A 2,135-nucleotide genomic window follows, 5' to 3' on the forward strand; every position below is an offset into this window, starting at 1 on the left:
GTGTCTATGTTGAACTCTTCGAAATGTATTTCCTTGATACTGCCTACGCTATATCTTCTTTTTTTAAGTTCTGCTATCATTGTTTCCGCTATGGTTGTCTTACCCGACTGGGTATATCCGTAAATGGAAAAAACTTTCATCTTATAAACCTCCATCTGATGTAATATATGGAATTACCATATCTTCGTACCTGAATTCTCCATGGGATCCACCGTCTATTGTAGAGTGCATTCCATGGTCTGCTGTAATTATAACCTTTCCCTTCCAGTTTTCGCAAAGTTCTTTTACATATCCGTCAACTTCAGTGATTTTTTTCATTGTTTCATCTGAAATGTCTCCGTAATCGTGTCCTGAATCATCAACCCCGTGGAAATGAACAAAGGCATAGTCTGATCCATATATGTGTTTCCTTGCTGATTCAAATACCTCATCGTCTGTAAAGCCATTACCGTTTACATCCGTATTAAGGATTGGATCACCATGGGTTGTAATGATGTTTGCATTGCCTTCGATTATAACAGAAGTCTTTTCAAGGGATGATACATAATCGAATATGGTATCTACTTTTATCTCTCTGTAGCTCCTGTTCAGGATTCCGTTGACTGCAGGGGGCTGTCCCGTTATCATGGCGGCATAACCGCTGTTTGTTACAGGTTTGAATATGGTAAGCGCAGTGTCCATATGTCCAAGACTTGCAATGTAGGGAATCAATCCATTTTCTTTGGCATATTCGTACTGGCCTGCGCTGAATCCGTCAATGAAAATATGGAGTACATCTTCATCCTTGTCAAGAAAATGCCTTGCATCATGGTATGAATCCATCACTGAACCTGCAGGAGGATTGATGACCACTCCTACTATGTCGAAGATTGTCTTCCTGCTTTCAGGTTCTGTATAGTTTATCATATGTCCCTGAAGCTGTAGATAGCCTTTTTCAGTAGTAAAATAATATTCTCCACTTTTTGACATTACAATTGAATTTCTAAATTCAACGCCTGCAGCATCCTCCAGAGAAAGGAAGTATTTTTCCTTGTAGGCTTTCATGGAATATTCATCATTTTTCACAGACTCTCCATCAAAGAAGTTGTAGAGCTGAAGGTTCATGAGATGCATGTTTCCAGGTGTGAAGGATGCCAGGTTTTCATTTTTGGATATTATGTTTACACCTTCCGACAGGTTGTATTCATTTTTTATAAGCACTATTTTCTCAATATCCTTCAAGTTTACAGTTGGAGGAAAGTCCGGTGCATATATGTTCCATCCTTTGTTGTCATAAATATTGACTTTGTCGTAGTTTTTATCTATTTTCACCTTCATTCCATCTTTGGCTACAAAGAGTATAGAATAGTCATCTTTATCGTAGTCGTAGAAGTTGAAGATTTCATCAAGTTTGATGCTTCCGTATGTCTTGTCATCCTTTTCCAGAATCTGCCAGTCTATTTCCGATTCGTTTCCATAGGGGACCATGAGTTCTGCATTCACATCTCCTGTTACCTTGAGAAGTGATCCAGAGCTTTCGACTTTTGACGAACATGCAGTTAAAAGGAAAAGGATAATAAGAACAACAGAAACAAGTTTTCCCTTTCTGGTCATATTATCCTCCGTTTAGTAGTAGCTGTATCCTGCTTTAGAAAGTCAATTATGTGTAAAATCCCTTGAAGCGTTGGTATTTTACTTTCAGGGGCAGACTTTCTGCGGCGATACTATCTGCTTACGCAGCTATCTCGACATAGTCGCTGTATCCTACTTTGTAGATATCTCGGCTATGTTTCTTATCCACATCATGCTTCCTTCTCCGTTGACTGTAAGTCTTGGAGCTTCATCGCCGATGCTTTCCTTGTCTTGAACAAATCCGAAGATTGTGGTTTCTGCATTTGCAGTTTCACTGTCAATATCAATTGCAAAACCGTCAGCAGCTGTAACAGTCAGTTTTGTGAATCCTTCTTCTATTCCGTTTGCAGCAAGTATGTCCGAAACTCTGTATCCAGACCACTCTGCTGGTTTTAGGTTACCTTCCTTGTCCATCTTTTCAACAGATACAGTTACGATTTTTATGCCTGTTCCTTCTGTTGTGAAATCTTCACCGTTCACCTTTCGAGAAAGAGTGTAATCAGCAGGCATCGTTCCGTCTGAAT

At 39.5% G+C, this 2,135-nt stretch carries 2 protein-coding genes and 1 pseudogene; all 3 read right to left on the minus strand.

Annotated elements, in window-relative coordinates; genetic code table 11:
- Positions 1-155: molybdopterin-guanine dinucleotide biosynthesis protein B (locus tag AC3AX0_RS03940; RefSeq protein WP_487549011.1), on the minus strand; the 155-nt coding region annotated here is incomplete at its 3' end.
- Positions 142-1,593 (minus strand): alkaline phosphatase family protein, encoded by a 1,452-nt coding sequence (locus tag AC3AX0_RS03945; RefSeq protein ID WP_487549004.1) that lies wholly within the window; start codon positions 1,591-1,593, stop codon positions 142-144. The genes AC3AX0_RS03940 and AC3AX0_RS03945, both read right to left, overlap by 14 nt.
- Before the next feature lie 150 nt (positions 1,594-1,743).
- A pseudogene (locus tag AC3AX0_RS03950) lies at positions 1,744-2,135 on the minus strand (hypothetical protein); the annotation flags it as partial.

The sequence above is a fragment of the Dethiosulfatibacter sp. genome, assembly GCF_983023055.1.

Coding starts and splice junctions, on each gene's coding strand:
- AC3AX0_RS03945 (WP_487549004.1), bottom strand. CDS start 1,593: ATGACCAGAAAGGGAAAACTTGTTTCTGTTGTTCTTATTATCCTTTTC.